The sequence below is a fragment of the Nitrospira sp. Vd2 genome (genome assembly GCF_979581665.1).
This window is the reverse complement of the sequence record NZ_CEFZSK010000038.1, coordinates 175,001-190,832: the sequence shown is the minus strand read 5'-3', so window position 1 is coordinate 190,832 and position 15,832 is coordinate 175,001. Positions and strand designations below refer to the sequence as shown.

Genomic DNA, 15,832 nt, shown 5'->3' with positions numbered 1-15,832 from the left:
CGGCCTTCGGCGAATGGCTATCCAAAGGGCTCGACCCTTTTCTTGCTCTGGTTGTTAAGCTAACGGTAGTTCGCTGTCGATTTTTTTCTTTGGAAACGAAAAGGAGAGTGCGTCCATGAGTGTTGAAACGGCCACCGTTGAGCCTGAACCCAATTTCCCGGCCGCGCATCCATACCGGGCCGGCCTCTTGTTGGGCGTGGCGACGGTCCCGGTGTTTATTGTGCTCTCTGAACCGCTGGCTCAGCAATGGGGTGCGCTCCTGCTCGCTCTGATTGGCGGGGCGTATGTCGGGTTCGCCGGAAGGGACGGCCGGCCGAGCGCGAACATCATCGAGCTGGTCGGCGCCTTGGCATTCGGAGTCGTCGGACTCGCAGGACTGCAGCTCAATCCGCTCTTGATCGCCGGAGGATATGTGGCCCATGGCTTCTGGGATCTCTTTCATCACCGCCACGGCCCGTACGCCGACACGCCGCACTGGTACATCCCCTTCTGTGTCGTGTACGACTGGATCGTTGGGGTGTTCCTGCTGATTTGGTGGTGGTGAGACTGCTCGTTGTCCCTCACGTGCAAGGCGCGCCAACATTCCTACGCCCAAGCCTGCTCGATGAGGTACGCGCATTCCAGCAGACGAGTGAGGCCCTTGTCACGGAAACGGGGATTGTCGGCGAGCACGTCCTGCGCGTCGAGCCGCTCGATGTGGGCATCGGCGAACAGCGAGCGCACCTCACGCTCCGACACCGAGAACGGCGGTCCCTGCATCTGCTCCTGGGGATATTCCAGCGTGACCAGCAGCGTGCGCCGTGGACCGGGCAACAGCCGATCGAGGTGCGCCACGTAGTCGGCGCGCCGCTCGGGCGGCAGGGCGATGAGAGCCGCGCGGTCGTACACGGCGTGAGCGCCGGCGAGGTGGGCGGGTGCGAGCGCGAAGTAGTCACCACACAGCACTCGGATCGGTCCGCTCTCCCAGACCGTGAATGCGCCTTCTTTCTTGGACCGGGGGGTCAATCCCTGCTCGGCGAAAAAACTCTCCACCGCGATCGGACTCCATTCGACGCCCACGACACGCGCACCCTGGTCGGCCAGCCAGGCCAGATCCACGCTCTTGCCGCACAGCGGCACAAACACGATCTCGCCCCGCGCCACACGGAGACCGGCATAGTGACGCGCCAGGTAGGCATTGACCTGACTTTCATGAAAGCCGATCTGGTTCGATGCCCAACGTTGGTGCCAGTAGTCCGCTTCCATGTCCGCCGCCTCGAAAAAGGGCTATTAGAGAGAATACAATTGGCGCAAAGGCTAGATACACTAGCCTGTTCCCTTCTCTGAGTTCTACAGCCAAATGGTTAGAGATGAAAAACGTGGAGCCTGCTCCGGCACAGGACGCTGCTTCTGACCGATCGAATTGCCGGAGCTTTCGCAACGGACGCTCGGAATACCAATGAACGCAGCATCAACAACTAGCCAGAGACGGCCGAGAGCGGATAATTTATTGTCATGAGAATCGCGGCCTGGAATGTGAACTCGCTGAAGGCTCGCCTGGGAAAGATCCTGTGGTGGCTGGATCGGGCGAAGCCGGACGTGCTGCTGATGCAGGAGACGAAGCTCGCGGATGCGGACGCGCCCATCGACACGTTCAAGCAGGCCGGATACGAGCTGGTGCACCATGGCGAGGGTCGATGGAACGGCGTGGCGATCGCGAGCCGGTGCAGCATCGGCGGCGTGGTCACGAATTTTGGCGAGCCTTTACGGCCGGCGCAAACGTCCGACATCGGCGATGATGAACCGCTGGCTGAGGCGAGAATGATCAGTGCCGAATGCGGTGGCGTGCGGATCATCTGCGTGTATGCGCCGAACGGCCGGCTCGTGGGCTCGCCGTTTTATGAAGCGAAGCTCGTGTGGTTCGACAGATTGGCTCGCTGGATCAACGAGACCGTCACTCCGGAGACGGCCGCCGTCATCGGCGGGGATTTCAATGTGGCGCCCGCAGATATCGATGTGTGGGACCCCGCCGCCTGTCATGGCGGGACGCACGTGTCCGATCGCGAGCGGCAGGCATTCGCGCGGCTGTTGCGCGCGGGATTCGTCGACGCGTACCGCCTGCGTCACCCGGAGTCGGGGCGATATACCTGGTGGGACTACCGCGCCGGCAACTTTCATAAGAACTTCGGCATGAGGATCGATCACCTGCTCGTGACGGCGCCGTTACAAGACCGCGTGGTCTGGGCCGAGATCGATCGCGAAGCACGGAAGGGAAAACCCGTACCATCAGATCATGCACCGCTGGTCATCGACCTCGACCGCCCCAGCTGCCCGTTCGATGCCGGCTGGGCTTCGGCGGAATCGCGAATTGCAGCGCGCCTGCAGAAACCAAGATGAGTCCCCAGGGATTATCACGGATAAAGAGAGATCGGAGTCCTTTCAGAGCAGCTGTGGAGGGCGGGACAGGATGGCGATCATGATTCAGCTCTCACCCACTGAATCTCCCCTTTGGCTGCAACAGGCAAGAGAGCTTGTAATTTTGGTATGAGCGGAAGGTCAGCGAGACGATTGCTCCCACTCTGAAGAACGATAACGGCAATCCGGAGCTGTTGGAGATTTTGTTGGAAGGTGAGATTTCGGTCGACCGTCACGAACACACCAAATTCTTCCTGTGCCAAAAACAGCAGCTCCCCATTCTTGATGCCTGCCCATCCTTTCTGTGGAACGGTAGAAACCTCATGTCCGGTGATCTCTTTGGCAAACCGCGGTCGATGCACTCGTCCAGCAGTACTCTCACGAGGCGGCTGTCAGCATGCGCGCTTTTGCTTCTTCAAGGAAGGCGATCACTTGCTCTCGGCTCACCGTCGGAAAGCCTTCTAAAAAGTCATCAATCGTTTCTCCGCCTTCCAAATAGTCAATGAGTGTTTGGACGTGGACCCGTGTGCCGGCGAACACCGGAGTACCTCCTAACACGTCTGGCGAGGCAGTGATCAGCGGATGCTTTTGCGTAGACATCGTATGGTTTCCTACTCTGCCGTCGATTCTATGCGCGGCGCACAAGGAAAGCAGTTCATGGCTCGAGGAGTTCGAACGCGAGGGTAGTGACCCTTAATCCACCTGTCTGTTATTTCGGGGCCAGCAACCTGGCCCCGGATACTTTCGATCAAGATCGTGGGCGCGAGTCCGATACGTGGATCTTCAGCGGCCTGGCGGATGCTTGCAGTCCTCCTACAATCCGCGCAATCGAACGGAGGCGTGTCGTGTGTTGGACAAGAACGGCCCAATTGATCGAGGTGATGTTAGAGGAGGGCTTGGAGCTTGCTCAGGGTTTCGGCAATGGCGTCGGCCGGCGCGACACCTTTCTTGACGGCCTTTCGAACTCTCCAATCGAGACTTTTTACCTGGTCCGCAAGGACAACACTCGCGCGCTCTGATGCGTCATCGACGATGACTTCAAATGGATAACCCTTCTTCTGACTCGTCATCGGACAGCACAGCATCAATCCGCTCAGGCGATTATAGCTTGACGGAGACAGCACAAGCGCCGGTCGGCGCCCGGCCTGCTCGTGTCCCGCCTGTGGATTGAATTGCAACCAGACAATGTCGCCTCGGTCAGGCACATATGGCCTGCGGCTCATTAGAGCTCCTCGCGGCCAACCGGTCCGCCAAAGTTGACCTCGCGGTGGATATTGCTGGGCGTGATACGTCTGACTAAGTCTTCCAGTCGATAGACGCGCCGCAGGTGGGGACGAACAACTAGTGCGCCGTCGCGAACCTCAATGTCGACGGCATCTTTCTCTCGAAGTCCCGCTTCCTCGGCCACGCGCTTCGGCACTCGTATTGCCAAGCTGTTTCCCCACTTGCGAGCAGTGGTTTTCATCGCATCCTCCATAGCCAGCCGTAGATACCGCGTAGATACTACACGATGTCGTGCAGAAGGTCAAAAGCGAGGCGGGTTCCGCAGGCAAGCAGCGCGCGGCTTATAACATCATTCCTGAACCCTTGGTTTCGACGCAAACTTCTGAATGACGCTGACGATCTAAGAGAAATCCCGCTTCCCGCACAGGACCGGATGTGTTGGTGGCGTTTAACCTCACCCGCATGAAGCTTGTATGAATTTGTCATACAGGAGGCTCTGATGAAACGCGCGCGTGTACCGGTTACAGTTTCACTACCGCCCCACCGCGCCGAGAATTTTGAGCGGCTTGCCAAAGCGGAGGCGAAGAACAAAAGCCAACTTTTTCGGGAGATGTTCATAGTCTACGAGCGGCGACGGCGGGAAGAACAGTTCCATGAGTTACAGCGCTACGGCGCGAAGAAGGCCCGAAAGAAAGGAGTGCTGACCGAAGCCGACGTGGAGAAACTGGTGTTCCAAGACCGTTGAACGCGCGCGTCGTCTTTGACACGAACATCTATATCTCAGCGTTTGCTATTCCAGGGGTAATGCCGAAGAAGGCTACCTCAAAGCAATTCACCGCCGATTCGAACTACTCACTTCGGTTGCCAACCTTCATGCTGCCACGGTCCATATCGGTTAGGCTCAGCGAAGCCGGTCCCTGAGGTCAGCACCGCAAGCAAGCAGCAAGCCGGTCGAAACAAAGACCCCCGCCCCTTAGTTTTCGCACCACCCGTGGGGCGCTCTCACAATAACGTGTGATCTGGGCAGCGATTGATCGCGAGGCGAGGAAGGGAAAACCCGTCCCTTCGGATCACGCACCGCTGGTCATCGACCTCGACCGACCCGGCTGCCCGTCGATGCCGGCTGGGCTTCGGCGGAATCGCGCATTGCAGCGCGCCTGCAGAAGCCGAGATGAGCCCAAGGACTATCAGAGTCGTTTCAGAGGCGCCGTCGCGCGCATGACAGGGAATCCTCAATGTGCTGTTGCAAGACCTGGCCCCTTGATGTGGCTGTTCGCAAACCGTGGCGCGGGTCTTGAGCTTGAGTCGGAAACGCAACTGCTACGACAATGCGGCGGTCGAGAGCTTTTTAGTACGCTGAAGAACGAACTGGTCAGGCATCGTCAGTTCGCGGATCGAACAGAAGCGAGACAGGCAATCTTCGAATACATCGAGGGCTTATATAATCGGAAGCGCTTGCATTAAGCGTTAGGCTATCGGAGTTTGGAAGAGTTCGAACAGCAGGGTAGTGACCCTTAATCCACCTGTCTGTTATTTCGGGGCCACCTCAACCTGACCCCATCCTTCCGCTTCGGGAATGTCGGCAGGAAAAGCGAGATGCCAAGGACGATGGGCGCGACGCTGCTAGGGACATACGGCGAGACTAACTAGCTTTGATCCTAAGTCAGTCATTTAACCTTCTGTGGCCTAGGGTTCACGCATTTCCTACGCTCCGATCTTCCTCACCTGAGTTCTTGAGCGAGTCCGATGAGAAGCCCTTCAGGCCCGCGGATGTAGCAGAGCCGGTACGCGTCTTCATACTGGACGACTTCCCCTAAGAGCTTCGCGCCGCGTTTACGGAGCCTCTCAAGCGTTTCATCTATGTCGTCCACAGTGAACATGACGCGGAGGTAGCCTAGAGAGTTCACCGGGGCGTTGCGGTGATCCGCGATGGCAGGCGGCATGAGAAAGCGGGAGAGTTCGAGCCTGCTGTGGCCGTCCGGCGTGCGCATCATGGCAATCTCGACGCGCTGATCGCCCAGTCCAGTGACACGTCCGGCCCATTCTCCTTCGATCGTGGCCCGCCCTTCCAGCTTAAGGCCGAGCTCGCGAAAGAAATCAATCGTCGCTCCAAGGTCCTCGACGACGATACCTACGTTGTCCATCCGTTTGAGCGCCATGTGTCCAAACTACAAGGTATCTTAAATCTGGGCGGCAGGTGTTGATGACGCGTTACAGTACCACGGTCGCATAAAGAAGTTAGCCCGGCGTCTTTTTCTTTTTCCGGTGACGCCCTTTATTGCTTTTGGCCACACTGTTTGCAAGCTCGACATCCAGGTCATTCATCTTCGTGGTAAAAGCTTTTGTGATGTCAACGCCCAGGCGATCTGCAAGGACCAACACCCACCACAGGCACTCCGAAATCTTGTCTTCCAATTCCCGGGGCAGATCACCCTGGTGCAGCCATCGATCTTCCGCTGCCATGACCAACCGGCCGAGCGCACCAATATCGTAGAGTAGCCGAGCATCACTTCCTGCGGTGTCCAGGCACTGCCATGCAGCCGTTCCTCTAACCGCTTATAGAGTTCGCGGATATGGCGGGCGCGCGCTGTGGCGGCGGTGAAATCCACCTTCTTTCCCGTTGGCATAAGGTTCTTCTCCATGGTGGCAAGCCGCGACCTTTCCCAGGAACATCCCTTCATGGCCCCTCATCATGTGCTGCTTGTCTCGGAGCCTGAGCCCATTCTTGCAAATCACCTCGCTGTTCATCGACATCGACCGCCCCGGCTGCCCGTTCGAGGCCGGTTGGGCGTCCGCCGAGGCGCGAATAGCTGCGCGCCTACAGAAGCCCCGATGAGCCACAGAGACTATCAGGGACCTAGAGATCAGAGTCTTTTCAGAAGAGCCATCGCGCGGGACAGGATGGCGACAACCCTGCTTTAATCGTTCCGTCCTTCTGACGGCGGATTTTCGACGAGAGCGGCAAGCTTCACATATTCAATGCTCGGCCGGACGCCGTAGATTTTGGCGACCCCCTCAATCATTTGCGCCGAGTAAAACTTCCGTGCAGCGTCTTCTGACTCCCAAACGTAAAAGTTGAGAGCTTGGCGCCTCGCTGCATCAACGGTAAACGCCTTAGATCGTAGACCTGGCATGCCTTGAAACTTGCTGCGAGCACCGTCGGCGATTTGCTGTAGACGCGCCTCGTTGAATTCATTCTCGTACTGGAACCGCACCATGACAGCGATCATAGGGACCTCCCCGGTGACGAAGCCGGTTGGCACTGCCATACTAGGCCAATCCCCCCCTGGCTACAACCGGGTGTTAGGTCCTATTCTCGAAGAGAGCGTTCTCTCGGCGTTCGTAAACCCGGACCTCTGGATCCGCCGAGCGGTAGGGCTTCAACGCTCTCACGTCATCGTTGCCGAACAGGTGAAGTCTTAAAAAGACTGCCGACCTTTTTTTCGGCCGATCGTGAGCGGGAGGCATTCAGGCGGCAGTTGAGCGCAGGAGTCGTCGATGCGTACCGACTGCATCACCCGGACCCGGGGCGGTATACCTGGTGGGACTACCGCGCCGGCAATTTTCATAGAAACTTCGGCATGCGCGTCGATCACCTGCTCGTGACGGCGCCGTTAAAAGAGCGCGTGGTCTGGGCCGAGATCGATCGCGAAGCGCGGAAAGGAAAACCTGTACCGTCAGATCACGCACCGCTGATCATTGACATCGAGCGCCCCGGCTGCCCGTTCGACGCCGGCTGGGCTTCGGCGGAATCGAGAATTGCAGCTCGGTTGCGGAACAAGGGATGAGCATGAGCCGAATTATTTACACATCGCCGTCCCTGGCCACCGTTTGACCTCATCCTGTCTCCGCTGTATGATTTTGTCATACAGGAGGCGCGTTATGAAACGCTCACGTGTTCCGGTGACAGTCTCGCTTCCATCCGATCTCGCTCGGAATTTCGAGCGGCTGGCTAAAGCGGAGGCTAAGAACAAGAGCCAGCTCTTCAGAGAAATGCTCACGGTTTATGAGCGGCGACGGCGGGAAGAACAGTTCCATGAGTTACAGCGCTACGGCGCGAAGAAGGCCCGAAAGAAAGGAGTGCTGACCGAAGCCGACGTGGAGAAACTGGTGTTCCAGGGCCGTTGACCGTGCGCGTCGTCGTCTTTGACACGAACATCTATATCTCAGCGTTTGCTATTCCAGGGGGCAATGCCGAAGAAGCCTATCTCAAAGCAATTCAAGGGCGATTCGAACTATTCACTTCGGTTGCCATCCTGACCGAAACCGCCAAAGTCCTCCAAATGAAGTTCGATTGGGACCAAGACAGGGTCCGGCAAGCCATACAAGAAATCAGTCAGACAGCAACCGTCCTGCGCCCCCGTCCTACAGTTCACCTCCTTAAAGACGAGCCGGACAATCGCATTCTTGAATGTGCGATGGCTACCCAGACGGAATGGATGGTGTCCGGGAATCGACACCTCTTGTCGCTCAAACGCCATGCGGACAGCGCCATCATTTCGCTGGCCGACTTCCTTGTCGAAATTAAGGAATAGAATAGCCGGCCAACCTTCGATCTCCCACGATCCATATCGGTTAGGCTCAGCGAAGCCGGTCCCTGAGGTCAGCACCGCAAGCCAGCAGCAAGCAGGTCGAAACAAAGACTCCCGACCCCTTAGTTTTCGTCGACCCGAATGATTGGAATTTCCCTTGCTTTTGAGTTAGTCCATTCGCGGCGTTGATTTTGAAATATGGTTGCATTACTTCTTTCCAGAGCAGGAACGAATTGAGGGTCAGGTTGAGATTGCACACTGTGCAATTTCAAAGGGAGCGAATCAGATGGGGCTTAAATCCCGCCTACGATTGAGGAAGAACTTGTCAAAATCGATCGCGGCGGTGCTGCGTGCGATGAACTTATGGTTCACCAGGCACTCGCTTCGGCGCGGACCGCGCTCTCCAATCCCGGAGAGCAGGAAAACTTGGGGGCCTGGTCCGAAGTCCTAGCGTTTGCTTTATAGATGCCCAGTCGCCAGCGATCTGGCCCATGGGGAACATACTTTGGACCAATCGGTTCTGGGACATACAGCGATGGAACTACCTGGTATTCGCCCGATATTAGGGATGCGGTTCCGGAAATCATCGACCATTGGGCAGCACGAGCAAAGACTGTCGCTCATCCCGTCCTGAAAGCGCGTTACGCGGATTTGGTATGGGACTTGACTCGGATCGTAGCAAAAACAAGTCCCGACATCGATATGGCGCGGCTCGCGATTGATGCATATTTGACATCGATTCACGACAACTTACGTACCGATATACATGGCAAATTCGACGCCGCAGTTCGTGCGTTGGATCTTACCATAATGATTGGTGATGCGCCACGCATTGACCACGCTCGGAGCACACTCCTCGACGTGCATCGACAGGCGCTCGTGGAAGGAAACGGAATGTGGTGGATCGCCTTCGATCGGCTAATTGAAGACAAACGCACCGGCCTGAGAGATGAAGAGAGAGAAAAACTCGTTTCTGACTTGGAAGGTGTCGTCGCCAGGTGTTCTGTTACCAGCAATCCCAAGGAGTTCGATCCGCATTTCACGGAAAGCGCCGCGAAACGACTAATCAGATATTACAGCCGAGTTGGGCGCCACAACGATGTCCGCCGGTTACATGAGATTATTGGCCGCTCCTTTGAGTACTTTGCAACTCTCGGAGATGCCATGCTTGCCGCGTCGGTTCTGCAGACCGCCTCCACTGCGTTTCACAGCGCTGGGCTTAAGGACGAGGCACGCCGCGTTCGGGTTGTGATGGAACAAAAGATCGCGCAGTCACACGAGTTGATGAAGCCCATCATCATCGAAAGAACGATTACACGAGAGGACATGGAGCAGTTTCTCTCAGAGATCGTGGTTTCAGATGCGGGAAGCACATTGGTCCGAATCGCGTCGGAATTTCTGCATCGAAAGTCAGCCCTGGAACAGCAACTCGGAAGGCTGTCCGAAGAAGCGCCTCTCATAGCAAGGTTAACGCACTCCATCATGGCAGACCAACATGTTTCAGCGAAGGTCGGCTCCGTTGAAGATGATCTTTCGGGACGCCTTATTCAGCATGCGTCTCAGACCATCGTCCTTGGGGACATTTGGTTGGACGCTGCTCTCGAGCGAGCGAAAGTAATACATGTTCTAACGCCACATCATTTTGTCGGGTGGGCTGCGCGCACAGGCTTGTTCGAAAACCTCAGCCTCCTACTTGAAGGCGTCACGGCCTGGTATGAAGAGGATTTGGTAAAGGCAGTCCATGTTCTTGTACCGCAGGTAGAACTAGGTCTGCGCGGGATCGTGGCTTCGCTAGGGAAACCAATTACGAAGCCGCATCCTACGGTGCCCGGTGTCAGTGTTGCGATTGGAATGGGTGACATTCTCTATTCCAAAGAGATTGCTGCAATCTTGGGGGAGGACCTCACTTTACATTTTCTGGCCATCTACGCTGATCCCAGGGGACTCAATTTGCGTAATGATCTGGCGCACGGTTTGCTCGGGCTTGGTCGGATAAATCGCGGGCAGGTCATACGACTTATCCACACTCTGCTGATCTTTGGTATCTGGGATGAGTTCGCTAGAGCAAGGAATGGATCGACGAATGATGCATAACATTGCTCCCGTAGCCCTCCGGCACCCCCTCAGATACCAACGAATCAGCTTTTCACTCCAAATTGGCTTTGAGCACCGCGATCCATCACCGATCCCAGCGCTCCACTCTCTCCTACTTAGCTAACGGCTTCTGTCGAACTGCTCCCATTAGATATTGCATTCGCCCTATGTCAATTTTATAGTTATACCCACTCTTAGAGTCGGTTACGATGAAAGACATTTCCCCTGGGCACAACGAATTTGGTAGTCCTATCATTCCCGTATATCTCAATCAGAGAGCTGTCTTTGATTTAGTGGCCATGATGCAGGGAGGGATTTCAACCGTAACAAAACTTTCAGAGGTCCAGAAAGCTTCGTCGATAGGCACGGACGAGGTAAGCGGAACTTTCGGGTTAAATAAAGCATTCTCCTCCCTCTTGCGGATTGACTTATCTGGAAAAGTTAATGAGACGACAGAAAATGAAACAGGAAGAACTCTGAGCGAGGAGAGAGTTCATACGCCGGCATCTCTGCTATTTACTGTCATTAGACTAATGGCGGACCGCAAAATCTTACTAGCGGACAGCACCAATCTCACCCCAGAGCCAGGCCATTTCATACAGTTCTGCGCGGAGCTAAAGAAGAATCCCGTCCTTGATGCACTGGAATCCTTGGCGCAAATGATGGAACTCGCATCAGCTTTTCAACAACCACAAACAGGGAGGCGGGTTCAGAGGCAGCCTCAACTTCATGATCTAGGAAAGATCCGTTCGCAATTTAAGTCACTTGTAGAAAGCTTGAAGAGCGGAAACAGCACTGATCTCACTACAGGTCTATTGAAATGCTCATGTCGGGCAGTTCTTACACTGGAGACCCAGTATTTAAACGATCCTGGAATGTCCGACCTCGTTGACGGTACATTTCGGGTCGTCGGCAAGGTGATTCGTGTGGTTCGAGAGGGGCCGGCCGGGGTAGACTTACTTAGAAAGACAACGTTGGGTAAGTTCCCCCGTAATCTCTTAGAGCAGAGTTTTCAGACATTATCAGACCTATCCAGTCAGCAGAACTTTCCATTCAAACGTATACAGTGGGAAATCGAACCACCTGTTATGCAGGTTCTGCCCGTTGCAATTTTCGCGTAGAACGGAGAGGCGCCCTACGAATACGCCCCATGACTACGCCTAAATAAGATATCAGAAGATTTACCGATCACATACGGGCGGATAGGCACTTTGCCACCAGTAGGCTTAGAGAACGTAGGAAACGTTTGAAGGAGGCGGAGGTTGGCAAGTATCTGTGGAAACCGGGTAGAACCCGTTCCACACTCCTGTCCACGCGCACGTTACACCCACTATTCTTTCTGAAGAATCAATCCTCCTTTGTCGTCTACGCCTGCGGGTGTGCTCGTCTTGGTCGTCCCCTCCGATGCCTGCATTTCGGAGGGAGTGCCGCCACTCCACGCCGAGCACCCATGAACTGAAGCGACAAGAATCAGAACCGACGCGAGCCAGATTTTGTCCTGGATTCGAAAACACATCATCCGTCCTCCCCGGCTATACGAAATCCCGCTATTGGGGTAATATCGTCACACTTCATCGAATGATACTCCGGTGAGATGATCAGGAGCAAAGCGGACTTCACAGTCATCCCATCAACGAATCTGTGAAAGTTAAGAATTTACTCTGTTGCCGGGACAGTGGAAAGTCTCGGCCTCTTTGTGCGATTCGCAGATGGGTTGACGGGCGAAGTTCGTTTCACGACCGAGGATCTCACTGGAGTATTTGTCGCGCTGAAGGACCCGGCCTTCTTCAGAAAAGTGTATGTTGACCACGGTGCTGTTGCCTGGCCTGGTTTTACATCAACAACATCCCAATACATACCAAGCCTCACCTCTAGCCGGCCTTCTTCATCTCTCGCGCTAAGATGTCGTTGATCAGTGATTGATACGGCACATGGCGTTCCGCTGCCATGTTCTTCAGCCATTGCAAGACTTGAGGGTCGACCCGAATCGCAATGAGCTTCCGGGTTTCATCTCCCAGCGGTGGCCGCCCAACTCGGCGCATCGCCGAAAGTTGGCGATCGGACAAGGGGGGAATGTCTGAGTAGTCAATCTTTGACTTCTTCATAGCGTTTCTTTTCATTGCGATTCGCCCGCCTCGCGCTGATGAGCCTGATAATTCTTTCATGGGGTATAGGGCGATGACGAGAATATTCCCGGCAGGAGACTGTGCCAACCTTAACCGGCGGTCCTCCGTTCCGGCAGAATCGCTCAGCCTTGTTTTATCCCGGCAGAGGTCCATACCAAGCTTGCTTGAACCGCTGCATTCGATCAACTCGCGGCGGAGATCACTCCCACCAGTAATCTTCGAAAAGTAGGAAGCGTTGCGGGGATATTTACAAACAAAAAGGGCCTGCTGGTTGTTACACCAGCTACCCCGTTGATCCATCCCGGCAGAGGTCCATACCAAGCTTGCTAGTACCGGCGCCTTCGATCAAATGGCACCGGATAAGTGCAATACCGGCAGTGAGGGACGTGGACGGGATAAAACAAAAGGCCGGCTGATCCGAAGATCAACCGGCCTTGTTTTATCCCGGCAGCGTCCTACTTTCCCACCGCCTCGCGGCGGCAGTATCATCGGCCTTGGAGGGCTTAACTTCCGTGTTCGGGATGGGAACGGGTGTGACCCCTCCGGTATGGCCACCGGGAATTCATGAATAGTGCTGAGTGCTGAGTTATTTCCGGACAACTGAAAACTCAGCACTTTTTACTCAGCACTGGCGAAGCGCCGAGCGCTTCGCGAAGACCATGTCTGTCAGAAGCAATGTCAAGTTAAGCCGCACGGCCGATTAGTACTGGTTAGCTACGCGCCTTACGACGCTTCCACACCCAGCCTATCAAACTCGTCGTCTACGAGTGGCCTTCAGGGGGCTTGCGCCCCGGGAGATCTCATCTTGAGGCAGGCTTCTCGCTTAGATGCTTTCAGCGATTATCCCAACCGGACATAGCTACCCGGCACTGCCGCTGGCGCGACAACCGGCACACTAGAGGTCCGTCCCTCACAGTCCTCTCGTACTAGTGAGAGCCCCTCTCAAATCTCCTCCGCCCACAACAGATAGGGACCGAACTGTCTCACGACGTTCTGAACCCAACTCTCGTACCGCTTTAATGGGCGAACAGCCCAACCCTTGGGACCAGCTTCAGCCCCAGGATGCGATGAGTCGACATCGAGGTGCCAAACCTCCCCGTCGATGTGAACTCTTGGGGGAGATCAGCCTGTTATCCCCGGCGTACCTTTTATCCGTTGAGCGATGGCCCTTCCACACAGAACCACCGGATCACTAAGCCCGACTTTCGTCTCTGCTCGACTTGTCAGTCTCGCAGTCAAGCTCCCTTCTGCCTTTACACTCGACGGCTGATTACCGACCAGCCTGAGGGAACCTTTGGGCGCCTCCGTTACCTTTTGGGAGGCGACCGCCCCAGTCAAACTACCCACCAGCCACTGTCTTCGTCCGGGATGACCGGACCGAGTTAGAATGTCAGAACAATCAGGGTGGTATTTCAACGTTGGCTCCACCGAACCTAGCGGCCCGGCTTCACAGCCTCCCACCTATCCTACACAGACCCTTCCAACATCCAATGGCAAGTTGTAGTAAAGGTGCACAGGGTCTTTCCGTCTAGTTGCGGGCACCCGGCTTCTTCACCGGAACAACAAATTCGCTGAGTCACTCCCTGAGACAGCGCTCCAGTCGTTACGCCATTCATGCAGGTCGGAACTTACCCGACAAGGAATTTCGCTACCTTAGGACCGTTCACTGTTGTTACTCTCATCACCGTTGGATGAGGGCGCGAGCATTTCTGCCGCGCTCTGCATGTCGCCATGCAGGTCGGACCATATCATCCCGGAACATTCGTTCTCGGGTTCGGCATATGGTCTCTGAGGATTCTCGAACCGTCTAAGAATTTCTTCGTCGATGTAGCGGCGCTTCCCGCCATCATTCATCGCTCGCCGAATCTCCAGGACCTCCCTCACGCCGTCTTGGGTGAGGTGGCGTCCGCTGCGAATCAATTCCGCGAGTTGTTTGAATTTGGCAAAGTCGCGCTGCTTCTTCGCCGAGAGGAATCCGAAGCGCTCAAAGAATGGGATCACGTTCTTCAGAAGTGGAGTGAGGTGGTTGACTTCGAAGTACCACACTCCATCTTGTCTCTGCCGCATCGTGCCGCAGCCCAGGTGCTCCTGAAACAATTTCAAGATCACCGGGTCCCGTTGCGAAATGTTAAAGCAGAGCGAGATCTTCCAAGGAGACTTGTAATCGCTCCGCGGGCGGAACGACACATTGAAGCTCCCTTCGCCATCGGTAAACCCCGCGAGGTAATAGCCGATGTGTGGCGGAATCTCATTCACATTGAGCACCGGCTCGAGCCTTTCCTGCTGATTGCCCGCACCTCACGGATTGTCACTGCCGCTCCCTGCGGCGAGTACCGGAGGATTCACCGGGTGTTCCAGCATATAGCCGAATTTGTTATCGGAACTACAGTGGTCCACTCTATAGTTACGGCCGCCGTTTACTGGGGCTTCCCTTCGATGCGTCGCCTTGCGGCTAACACCTCCGGTTAACCTTCCAGCACCGGGCAGGCGTCAGACCCTATACGTCCACTTGCGTGTTCGCAGAGTCCTGTGTTTTTGGTAAACAGTCGCTAGAGCCACTTTATTGCAACCTCCGTCGGCTCGGTCTGTACGACCTCACCTAGTGGAGGCACCCCTTCTTCCGAAGTTACGGGGCTAGATTGCATAGTTCCTTAGGGAGTGTTCTCTCACGCCCCTTGGTGTATTCCACCCACCTACCTGTGTCGGTTTGCGGTACGGTCACCATGTGAACTCGCTACGAGGCTTTTCTTGGCAGTCTGGGATCGGCCCGTTTGTGGCCTTGCGGCCTCCCCATCACATCTCGGTGTTAGCGAGCCCGCGGATTTGCCTGCGAGCTCCACCTACCTGCTTGGACCGGGTATTCCAGGGACCCGGCGGTGCCTACCCTTCTGCGTCCCCCCTTCGCTGATAACGCGCACATGATGGTACAGGAATGTTGACCTGTTTTCCATCGCCTACGCCTTTCGGCCTCGGCTTAGGAACCGACTAACCCTGACCTGACGAACATAGGCCAGGAAACCTTAGGCTTACGGGGACGATGATTCTCACATCGTTTATCGCTACTTATGCCGGCATAATCTCTTCTCTCCGCTCCAGCCGTCCTTGTCGGTCGGCCTTCACTGCGAAGAGAATGCTCCCCTACCACTTCGCCTTGCGACGAAGTCCGCAGCTTCGGTTGTACACTTGAGCCCCGTTGAATTTTCGGCGCAAGCGCGCTCGACCAGTGAGCTGTTACGCACTCTTTAAAGGATGGCTGCTTCTAAGCCAACCTCCTGGCTGTCTGAGCGCCCTCACAACCTTTCCCACTTAGTGTACGATTCGGGACCTTAGCTGGCGGTCTGGGCTATTTCCCTTTCGACCACGGATCTTAGCACTCGTAGTCTGACTCCCGTGCGTCCAGTGACGGCATTCGGAGTTTGATTGAGTTCGGTAGCGTTGGAACGCCCCTAGCTCATTCAGTGC

At 55.7% G+C, this 15,832-nt stretch carries 17 protein-coding genes, 2 rRNA genes and 1 pseudogene (1 of these 20 only partly in view); 9 read left to right on the top strand and 11 right to left on the bottom strand.

The genetic code is table 11. From position 1 onward, the window contains the following. Positions 1–115 precede the first annotated feature (115 nt). A complete protein-coding gene (locus AC1U7K_RS15545; protein WP_480252449.1) occupies positions 116–544 on the top strand; it encodes a DUF6010 family protein in 429 nt (142 codons plus the stop codon). A gap of 41 nt (positions 545–585) precedes the next feature. Here AC1U7K_RS15545 and AC1U7K_RS15540 read toward each other — a convergent pair whose 3' ends face one another. Next, positions 586–1,245, bottom strand: a complete 660-nt coding sequence (locus AC1U7K_RS15540) for a thiopurine S-methyltransferase (protein ID WP_480252448.1) — start codon at positions 1,243–1,245, stop codon at positions 586–588. A 249-nt stretch (positions 1,246–1,494) separates the two neighbouring features. Here AC1U7K_RS15540 and AC1U7K_RS15535 point away from each other — a divergent pair, with 249 nt between their 5' ends. Continuing rightward, on the top strand, positions 1,495–2,376 hold the full coding sequence (locus AC1U7K_RS15535; RefSeq protein ID WP_480252447.1) for an exodeoxyribonuclease III: 882 nt from the start codon (positions 1,495–1,497) through the stop codon (positions 2,374–2,376). Positions 2,377–2,453: 77 nt separating this feature from the next. Here AC1U7K_RS15535 and AC1U7K_RS15530 read toward each other — a convergent pair whose 3' ends face one another. The 4 genes from AC1U7K_RS15530 to AC1U7K_RS15515 form a co-directional block, all read right to left on the bottom strand. After that, entirely contained in the window at positions 2,454–2,756 is a 303-nt protein-coding gene (locus AC1U7K_RS15530; protein ID WP_480252446.1) for a hypothetical protein, read from the bottom strand. A 16-nt stretch (positions 2,757–2,772) separates the two neighbouring features. Beyond that, entirely contained in the window at positions 2,773–2,994 is a 222-nt protein-coding gene (locus AC1U7K_RS15525) for a DUF433 domain-containing protein (protein WP_480252445.1), read from the bottom strand. 284 nt (positions 2,995–3,278) lie between these two features. Beyond that, a complete protein-coding gene (mazF, locus tag AC1U7K_RS15520; RefSeq protein ID WP_480252444.1) occupies positions 3,279–3,617 on the bottom strand; it encodes an endoribonuclease MazF in 339 nt (112 codons plus the stop codon). After that, entirely contained in the window at positions 3,617–3,859 is a 243-nt protein-coding gene (locus tag AC1U7K_RS15515; protein WP_480252442.1) for an AbrB/MazE/SpoVT family DNA-binding domain-containing protein, read from the bottom strand. The genes mazF and AC1U7K_RS15515 overlap by 1 nt, the downstream gene beginning before the upstream one ends. Before the next feature lie 258 nt (positions 3,860–4,117). Between AC1U7K_RS15515 and AC1U7K_RS15510 the strand changes: the two genes are divergently transcribed. After that, positions 4,118–4,363, top strand: a complete 246-nt coding sequence (locus AC1U7K_RS15510) for a CopG family transcriptional regulator (RefSeq protein WP_480252441.1) — start codon at positions 4,118–4,120, stop codon at positions 4,361–4,363. Positions 4,364–4,915: 552 nt separating this feature from the next. Continuing rightward, positions 4,916–5,082: pseudogene (locus tag AC1U7K_RS15505) on the top strand (IS3 family transposase); the annotation flags it as partial. A 257-nt stretch (positions 5,083–5,339) separates the two neighbouring features. Here the strand turns inward: AC1U7K_RS15505 and AC1U7K_RS15500 are convergent. The 3 genes from AC1U7K_RS15500 to AC1U7K_RS15490 form a co-directional block, all read right to left on the bottom strand. Then, complete coding sequence (locus AC1U7K_RS15500; RefSeq protein WP_480252440.1) at positions 5,340–5,777, bottom strand: VOC family protein; 438 nt, start codon at positions 5,775–5,777, stop codon at positions 5,340–5,342. Positions 5,778–5,856: 79 nt separating this feature from the next. After that, positions 5,857–6,081: a nucleoside triphosphate pyrophosphohydrolase family protein gene (locus tag AC1U7K_RS15495; protein WP_480252439.1), complete on the bottom strand. Its 225-nt coding sequence runs from the start codon at positions 6,079–6,081 to the stop codon at positions 5,857–5,859. A 455-nt stretch (positions 6,082–6,536) separates the two neighbouring features. Then, the gene (locus tag AC1U7K_RS15490) at positions 6,537–6,848 is read right to left on the bottom strand and encodes a YdhR family protein (RefSeq protein ID WP_480252438.1); all 312 of its coding nucleotides are present in this window, start codon (positions 6,846–6,848) and stop codon (positions 6,537–6,539) included. A gap of 249 nt (positions 6,849–7,097) precedes the next feature. Here AC1U7K_RS15490 and AC1U7K_RS15485 point away from each other — a divergent pair, with 249 nt between their 5' ends. The 5 genes from AC1U7K_RS15485 to AC1U7K_RS15465 all read left to right on the top strand — a co-directional run bounded on the left by AC1U7K_RS15485 (position 7,098) and on the right by AC1U7K_RS15465 (position 11,365). Beyond that, positions 7,098–7,406, top strand: a complete 309-nt coding sequence (locus AC1U7K_RS15485; protein ID WP_480252437.1) for an endonuclease/exonuclease/phosphatase family protein — start codon at positions 7,098–7,100, stop codon at positions 7,404–7,406. 94 nt (positions 7,407–7,500) lie between these two features. Beyond that, complete coding sequence (locus AC1U7K_RS15480) at positions 7,501–7,746, top strand: ribbon-helix-helix protein, CopG family (protein ID WP_480252436.1); 246 nt, start codon at positions 7,501–7,503, stop codon at positions 7,744–7,746. 2 nt (positions 7,747–7,748) lie between these two features. Continuing rightward, positions 7,749–8,153, top strand: a complete 405-nt coding sequence (locus AC1U7K_RS15475) for a putative toxin-antitoxin system toxin component, PIN family (RefSeq protein ID WP_480252435.1) — start codon at positions 7,749–7,751, stop codon at positions 8,151–8,153. A 462-nt stretch (positions 8,154–8,615) separates the two neighbouring features. Next, the gene (locus AC1U7K_RS15470) at positions 8,616–10,244 is read left to right on the top strand and encodes a DUF4209 domain-containing protein (RefSeq protein WP_480252434.1); all 1,629 of its coding nucleotides are present in this window, start codon (positions 8,616–8,618) and stop codon (positions 10,242–10,244) included. Positions 10,245–10,453: 209 nt separating this feature from the next. Next, positions 10,454–11,365, top strand: coding sequence for a DUF6414 family protein (locus tag AC1U7K_RS15465; protein ID WP_480252433.1), 912 nt, complete (start codon positions 10,454–10,456; stop codon positions 11,363–11,365). A 750-nt stretch (positions 11,366–12,115) separates the two neighbouring features. Here the strand turns inward: AC1U7K_RS15465 and AC1U7K_RS15460 are convergent. The 3 genes from AC1U7K_RS15460 to AC1U7K_RS15450 form a co-directional block, all read right to left on the bottom strand. Beyond that, the gene (locus AC1U7K_RS15460; RefSeq protein WP_480252431.1) at positions 12,116–12,670 is read right to left on the bottom strand and encodes a BrnA antitoxin family protein; all 555 of its coding nucleotides are present in this window, start codon (positions 12,668–12,670) and stop codon (positions 12,116–12,118) included. A gap of 142 nt (positions 12,671–12,812) precedes the next feature. After that, positions 12,813–12,929, bottom strand: a 5S ribosomal RNA gene (gene rrf, locus AC1U7K_RS15455). A 120-nt stretch (positions 12,930–13,049) separates the two neighbouring features. Continuing rightward, positions 13,050–15,832, bottom strand: a 23S ribosomal RNA gene (locus AC1U7K_RS15450) (it continues 960 nt past the right edge of the window).

What these genes read in the sequence shown, in the direction of transcription:
- AC1U7K_RS15545 (WP_480252449.1), top strand. Translation starts at nt 116, where the DNA reads ATGAGTGTTGAAACGGCCACCGTTGAGCCTGAACCCAATTTCCCGGCC.
- AC1U7K_RS15540 (WP_480252448.1), bottom strand. Translation starts at nt 1,245, where the DNA reads ATGGAAGCGGACTACTGGCACCAACGTTGGGCATCGAACCAGATCGGC.
- AC1U7K_RS15535 (WP_480252447.1), top strand. Translation starts at nt 1,495, where the DNA reads ATGAGAATCGCGGCCTGGAATGTGAACTCGCTGAAGGCTCGCCTGGGA.
- AC1U7K_RS15525 (WP_480252445.1), bottom strand. Translation starts at nt 2,994, where the DNA reads ATGTCTACGCAAAAGCATCCGCTGATCACTGCCTCGCCAGACGTGTTA.
- mazF (WP_480252444.1), bottom strand. Translation starts at nt 3,617, where the DNA reads ATGAGCCGCAGGCCATATGTGCCTGACCGAGGCGACATTGTCTGGTTG.
- AC1U7K_RS15515 (WP_480252442.1), bottom strand. Translation starts at nt 3,859, where the DNA reads ATGAAAACCACTGCTCGCAAGTGGGGAAACAGCTTGGCAATACGAGTG.
- AC1U7K_RS15510 (WP_480252441.1), top strand. Translation starts at nt 4,118, where the DNA reads ATGAAACGCGCGCGTGTACCGGTTACAGTTTCACTACCGCCCCACCGC.
- AC1U7K_RS15500 (WP_480252440.1), bottom strand. Translation starts at nt 5,777, where the DNA reads ATGGCGCTCAAACGGATGGACAACGTAGGTATCGTCGTCGAGGACCTT.
- AC1U7K_RS15495 (WP_480252439.1), bottom strand. Translation starts at nt 6,081, where the DNA reads ATGGCAGCGGAAGATCGATGGCTGCACCAGGGTGATCTGCCCCGGGAA.
- AC1U7K_RS15490 (WP_480252438.1), bottom strand. Translation starts at nt 6,848, where the DNA reads ATGATCGCTGTCATGGTGCGGTTCCAGTACGAGAATGAATTCAACGAG.
- AC1U7K_RS15480 (WP_480252436.1), top strand. Translation starts at nt 7,501, where the DNA reads ATGAAACGCTCACGTGTTCCGGTGACAGTCTCGCTTCCATCCGATCTC.
- AC1U7K_RS15470 (WP_480252434.1), top strand. Translation starts at nt 8,616, where the DNA reads ATGCCCAGTCGCCAGCGATCTGGCCCATGGGGAACATACTTTGGACCA.
- AC1U7K_RS15465 (WP_480252433.1), top strand. Translation starts at nt 10,454, where the DNA reads ATGAAAGACATTTCCCCTGGGCACAACGAATTTGGTAGTCCTATCATT.
- AC1U7K_RS15460 (WP_480252431.1), bottom strand. Translation starts at nt 12,670, where the DNA reads ATGGATCAACGGGGTAGCTGGTGTAACAACCAGCAGGCCCTTTTTGTT.